This is a genomic window from Flavobacterium sp., from assembly GCF_036405015.1.
Classification (GTDB): domain Bacteria; phylum Bacteroidota; class Bacteroidia; order Flavobacteriales; family Flavobacteriaceae; genus Flavobacterium.
This window is the reverse complement of record NZ_DASWYK010000126.1, coordinates 1-5,714: the sequence shown is the minus strand read 5'-3', so window position 1 is coordinate 5,714 and position 5,714 is coordinate 1. Positions and strand designations below refer to the sequence as shown.

Below are 5,714 nucleotides of genomic sequence, written 5' to 3'. Positions count from 1 at the left end.
AAAAGAAGTATTAACAGGAAAGGCTAAATTTGGAATTTTCGGTGATGGAAAAGAAGTTCCACAGCTGGCAATGGCAAAAGCTTTTAAAAACGGAGATTTCCGTTCTGGATACTATCGCGATCAAACTTTTATGATGGCTATTGGCGAATTGGATGCAAAACAATTTTTTGCCGGTTTATATGGTCACACCGATTTAGCTTATGATCCAATGTCTGCGGGAAGACAAATGGGCGGACACTTTGTAACGCACAGTTTAAACGAAGACGGTTCTTGGAAAGATTTAACTAAACAAAAAAATTCAAGTTCAGATATATCTCCGACTGCAGGACAAATGCCAAGATTATTGGGATTAGCACAGGCTTCAAAAATTTACAGAAACGTTGATGGTATTACTATTAAAGATAAATTTTCTGTCGATGGAAATGAAGTAGCTTGGGGAACTATTGGCAACGCCAGTACTTCTGAAGGTTTATTCTTTGAGACTATAAACGCTGCAGGAGTGCTACAAGTTCCAATGGTAATGAGTGTTTGGGATGATGAATACGGAATTTCTGTTCACGCCAAACATCAAACTACTAAAGAAAATATATCTGAAATATTAAAAGGATATCAACGCGATGAAGATGCTAAAGGTTACGAAATCTTTAGAGTAAAAGGCTGGGATTATGCCGAACTGGTTTCGACTTACGAAAGAGCCGGCGCCATTGCACGCGAAGAACATATACCAGTTTTAATTCACGTAAACGAATTAACACAGCCGCAAGGTCACTCTACTTCTGGTTCTCACGAACGTTACAAAAGTGCAGAGAGATTAGCTTGGGAAAGAGATTTCGACTGTATTCGCCAAATGCGTTTATGGATGATTGCTATTAACATTGCTTCTCCAGAAGAATTGGCTGAACTTGATTTTCAATTAAAGAAAGAAGTTCTGGAAGCTAAAAAAGAAGCTTGGAATTCATTTATCAATCCGATAATTGAGGATCAAAAGAATCTTTTGGCTTTATTAGAACAAATTGCCGAAGCAAGTATCAATCATAAAGAAAGAATCAAAAAACTAATTTCTGAATTGGCTGCCATTAAAGCGCCTTTAAAAAAAGAACTTTTGGTTTATGCGAGAAAGATTCTTCGTTTTATTGAAGTTCCAAACAGCAAGGCACTTTTATCTAATTGGATTACAAAATTCTTAAATGAAACTCAAGAGAAATTCAGCAGTAATCAACATTCAGAATCTGCACAAAATGTATTTTCTGTAGAAAAAGTTCTTCCAAAATATGCAGAAAATGCTAAACCAGATTTGGACGGAAGAATGATCCTTCGTGATAACTTTGATGCTTTATTTTCTAAATATCCTGAAACTTTAATTTTTGGTGAAGATGTTGGAAACATCGGAGACGTAAATCAAGGTTTAGAAGGAATGCAAGAAAAATACGGAGAACTTCGTGTTGCCGATGTTGGAATTCGCGAAGCTACCATTATTGGTCAAGGAATCGGAATGGCTTTGAGAGGTTTACGTCCGATTGCAGAAATTCAGTATTTAGATTATTTATTGTACGCTATTCAGATCATGAGTGACGATTTAGCTACTTTACAATATAGAACGGTTGGAAAACAAAAAGCGCCGTTAATCATTAGAACCCGTGGACATCGTCTGGAAGGAATTTGGCATTCTGGTTCGCCAATGGGAATGATTATCAATGCTATTCGCGGAATTCACGTTTTGGTTCCGAGAGATATGACACAAGCAGCTGGTTTTTATAACACTTTGTTAGAATCTGACGAACCTGCCTTGGTTATTGAATGTTTGAACGGATACCGTTTAAAAGAAAAAACACCACTTAATTTTGGTGAATTCAAAACCCCAATTGGAGTGGTCGAAACTTTAAGAGAAGGTTCTGATATTACTTTAGTTTCTTACGGATCTACTTTAAGATTGGTTCAACAAGCCGCTAATGAACTAGCAGAAAAAGGAATTGATTGCGAAGTGATCGACATTCAATCTTTACTTCCATTTGACGTTAGCAAAGACATTGTAAAAAGTATCGCTAAAACAAACCGTCTTTTGGTAATTGACGAAGACGTTCCTGGTGGAGCTTCAGCATTCATTTTACAGCAAGTTTTAGAAGAACAAGACGCTTACAAATACTTAGACAGCAAACCGCAGACTTTAGCAGCAAAAGCACACAGACCTGCCTACGGAACTGATGGCGATTATTTCTCTAAACCTTCTGCAGAAGATATCTACGAGAAAGTTTACGATATGATGCATGAAGTTAATCCTTCTAAATATCCTGCTTTGTACTAAGATTTTAGATTTTTATATACAAAAATGCTCCAGAGAATCTGGAGCATTTTTGTTTTTTATCATCGTGATGTAAAACTTTGTCAAAGTTTGAAACTTTGACAAAGTTCTGCATTATTATTTGAAGTTATTTCCTTTATGGAGCTACTTGCGGAGATCCCTCGTTCCTCGGGATGACAAGATTGTAGACAATAACAATCAGTCAACAATCAACAATCTAAAATCTAAAATCAAAGATTAAAGATCTTTCAACATAGCTTTTGCTCTTTCCAAATCTTCTGTTGTATCAATTCCGATTCCTACGTGAGTTGTTTCGACCATTTTGATGCGTTTTCCGAACTCTAAATAACGTAATTGCTCTAACTTCTCAGATGCTTCTAAAGATTTCATTGGAAGGCTGTAGAAATCTAATAATGCTTGTTTTCTAAAAGCATAGATTCCGATATGCTGAAAATATCTCACTCCAGCATTTTGCTCTCTTGGATATGGAATTACAGAACGTGAAAAATACAATGCAAACTGCGATTGATCTACGACCACTTTTACATTATTCGGATTATTGATTTCTTTTTCATCTGTTATTTCACGCATTAGCGAAGCCAAATCAATCTTTTTGTCTGCATCGTTTTTAAAAACCGATAAAACTTGCTCTAAAGGTCCAGCTTCTGTAAAAGGTTCATCACCTTGTACGTTTACCACAATATCAACATCAAGATCTGCAACGGCTTCTGCAATTCGATCGCTTCCAGATTCGTGTTCTTTGATACTCATAATTGCTTTTCCACCATTAGAAACAATTTCATCAAAAATCAAATCAGAATCGGTTACTACAAAAACATCATCAAATAGTTTTGTCGAAACTGCTGCTTCATACGTTCTAAGAATTATTGTTTTTCCTCCTAAATCCTGCATTAATTTTGCTGGAAAACGAGTTGAAGCATATCGGGCCGGAATTACAGCTATTATTTTCATTATTATATTTAAATTTTAAAATCAAACAAATATACTATTCCGAAAGAGCTTTCTAAAATATATTTTAAGATATCAATTTGATAAGATTGGGATAACGTTTTTCTGTCTTTTCATTTCGCGTTTTGAATGCAAAAAATATTGGCAAAACTATATTCAAAATATATAATGCAATAAAAAGATAAAACAATATTGAATATTGACCGTAATGCATAATTTTAGAAATAGCATAAACTGTTATTGTGATGAAAGTAAAAATCGTCCAAACTATTTGAAAGTTCAGTAGATTCGCTCCTATTTCTTTCAGTCCAATGATTTTATCTTTTTTGGTAATCCATAAAATAAGAGGCAAAATGATGTTTCCAACGGGAATTGCAAGAAACACTAATACTGAAAGATGAAAAACGATCATATAATTCTTGTCTTCATATTTCCCATAATCCAAAAGATCTTCAGCATTAATTTCCAAAACTTCACAAATGAGATTCACGGTCTTCCCGCGTGGTTCATTTTCATCATTTTCAATACGCTGAATTGTTCTTAAATTTACTTTTGAAGACTCAGCTAACTCTTCTTGAGACAAACCTTTTTTCTTTCGGATTTCCTTAATTTTCTTTCCAATTTCGTTCATGATCAATTTTGATTTATTGTTTGGACAAAACTACTTTTGAAAAGTTCATTTTGATAACGGTTTATTTGCGACATTTTAACGACATTCTTGTCAAAACCTTGATTTTAAAAAAACTAGCATTTTATGTATTCAAAAAACATAGATCAAATCAAATGTAAGTCGTTTAGAAATGTCATTTAAATATTATTTTACCACAGATTAAAAAGGATTTTTCTAAAAAACTTTTTCTACTCAATTCAAAAAACTCTGAGAATCATTTTAATCTTTGATTTTAAATTTAATCTTCGAAACTTTCGTCTTTAAATCCAATCAAATATAGCTTATTTTTAGCACGCGTCATAGCGGTGTAAAGCCATCGGATATAGTCGGTATCAATACCATTTGGAAGAAATGGCTGTTCAATAAAAACAGTATTCCATTGTCCTCCCTGCGATTTATGACAGGTTATCGCATAAGAGAACTTTACCTGTAATCCGTTAAAATATTCGTTTTCTTTTACCTTCTGAAATCTTTTGTATTTGGTTGGTTCCTCTTCATAATCTTTCATCACTTCTTCATACAAACGATTAGATTCTTCATAGGTTAATGAAGGCGATTCGCTTGTTAAAGTATCCAAAATCAAAACCGTCTCAAAAGGCTTTTGTTCTGGATAATCGACCATTCTTATTTTTACTTTCGCAAACTTAAATCCGTATAACTCTTTAATTCCGAAAAGTTCCAAAACTTCGATTATATCGCCATTGGCAATAAATCCAGCTTCGTCGGTTTCTTTCAACCAGAAATAATTGTTTTTTACCACCATCAGGAAATCACCAACCGAAAGTTCGCTTTCTTTAAACAAAATTCGGCTTCTGATTTGCTCATTGTATTGATTCGCACGTTTGTTAGAACGAACAATAAAAGCAGTATCTTCAATGCTATAATTGCTATAAGCCGTATTTATTGCATCCTGAATATCATAACCATCTGTCAGCCGAACGATGTCTTTAAACTTCTTGACATTGAATTTGAATTCGGTTATAAAGCTTTCTTTCAGCAATTCACGTAATTCTGTGGCATTGTATAAAATTCCCGAACTTTCTTCCTGACGCATTACTTCGTCCAATTCGATATGTTCGATTTCTTTGTCGTAGTGAATTCCTAAAGTCTGAATATCAAGCGCTGGACTAATATCTAAATTTACCGGAGGAAGCTGTGCTGTATCTCCCAAAAGAATCATTTTACAATTGTTTCCCGAATACACGTAATTGATTAAATCATCTAAAAGTGAACCGCTGTCTAAAGTGCTGTCTGAAATCATAGAAGCCTCATCGACAATAAAAATGGTGTTTTTATGTTTGTTGACTTGTTTGGTAAAAGCTACTCCACCTCCAGAAGATTTCTTCGGAAAATAGATTTTTTTATGAATTGTAAAAGCTGGATTATTTGAATAATTGGCAATTACTTTTGCCGCACGTCCCGTTGGAGCCAGCAGCACATATTTTTTATTAATATCACCAAGATTATTAACAATAGTAGAAATAACGGTTGTTTTTCCCGTTCCGGCATATCCTTTTAAAACGAAAATCGTATCATTTTGAGGTTCGGTTAGAAAGATTGCTATTTTCTGAAAAAAAATATCCTGTTTGTAAGTTGGTGCAAAAGGAAATCGTTTTTGTAAGGTGCCGTAAAACTGTGCAGAATTCATAAAGTAATATTGAAGTACAAAGTTCGCTTTTTTAAATGGCTTTGGCAAAAATCTATTTTCAATGGCAATAGCAATATTAAAAATCAAATTTTATTGAACCATATAAGTAATATAAGTTCATTTAAATT

At 33.9% G+C, this 5,714-nt stretch carries 4 protein-coding genes; 1 reads left to right on the top strand and 3 read right to left on the bottom strand.

Going from position 1 to position 5,714, the window contains the following annotated elements; genetic code table 11:
- Window positions 1-2,302 (top strand): alpha-ketoacid dehydrogenase subunit alpha/beta (locus VGE71_RS09720; RefSeq protein ID WP_331138153.1); only part of this gene is annotated, 2,302 nt, incomplete at its 5' end.
- Window positions 2,303-2,536: 234 nt separating this feature from the next.
- Here VGE71_RS09720 and kdsB read toward each other — a convergent pair.
- The 3 genes from kdsB to VGE71_RS09705 all read right to left on the bottom strand — a co-directional run bounded on the left by kdsB (window position 2,537) and on the right by VGE71_RS09705 (window position 5,586).
- Window positions 2,537-3,271 carry a 3-deoxy-manno-octulosonate cytidylyltransferase gene (gene kdsB / locus VGE71_RS09715; RefSeq protein WP_331138152.1) on the bottom strand — a complete coding sequence of 245 codons (735 nt, stop codon included), beginning with the start codon at window positions 3,269-3,271 and terminating at the stop codon, window positions 2,537-2,539.
- A 64-nt stretch (window positions 3,272-3,335) separates the two neighbouring features.
- On the bottom strand, window positions 3,336-3,899 hold the full coding sequence (locus VGE71_RS09710; protein ID WP_331138151.1) for a helix-turn-helix domain-containing protein: 564 nt from the start codon (window positions 3,897-3,899) through the stop codon (window positions 3,336-3,338).
- A gap of 277 nt (window positions 3,900-4,176) precedes the next feature.
- On the bottom strand, window positions 4,177-5,586 hold the full coding sequence (locus VGE71_RS09705) for an ATP-dependent DNA helicase (protein ID WP_331138150.1): 1,410 nt from the start codon (window positions 5,584-5,586) through the stop codon (window positions 4,177-4,179).
- Window positions 5,587-5,714: the final 128 nt, after the last annotated feature.

Coding starts and splice junctions, on each gene's coding strand:
- kdsB (WP_331138152.1), bottom strand. CDS start 3,271: ATGAAAATAATAGCTGTAATTCCGGCCCGATATGCTTCAACTCGTTTT.
- VGE71_RS09710 (WP_331138151.1), bottom strand. CDS start 3,899: ATGAACGAAATTGGAAAGAAAATTAAGGAAATCCGAAAGAAAAAAGGT.
- VGE71_RS09705 (WP_331138150.1), bottom strand. CDS start 5,586: ATGAATTCTGCACAGTTTTACGGCACCTTACAAAAACGATTTCCTTTT.